Below are 238 nucleotides of genomic sequence, written 5' to 3' on the forward strand. Positions count from 1 at the left end.
CCGACGCCGAGCGTGATGACCGTGAGCGCCGTCGCGTAGAGCGTCGCATGCTCGCCGAGCCTGTGCTCGACGACGCTCGGCATGATCGCGTAGGCGACGCCCGCGGCCGCGAACACCCACGGTGCGGCGGGGACCACGATGCGCAGAAAGCTGCGGTGTCCCGCCGCCGGAACGCGAAGGTCCTTCCACCACGGCCCGCGCGCGCGATCCCGCACAGCGAGAGACTCAGGGGCCTTGG

The 238-nt window shown here is 72.3% G+C and carries 1 pseudogene; it reads right to left on the reverse strand.

The features are described 5' to 3' along the window. Positions 1-215, reverse strand: a pseudogene (locus SB754_RS22780) (MFS transporter); the annotation flags it as partial. Between the last annotated feature and the right edge of the window lie 23 nt (positions 216-238).

The sequence above is a fragment of the Leifsonia sp. SIMBA_070 genome (assembly GCF_046534635.1).
Classification (GTDB): domain Bacteria; phylum Actinomycetota; class Actinomycetes; order Actinomycetales; family Microbacteriaceae; genus Leifsonia.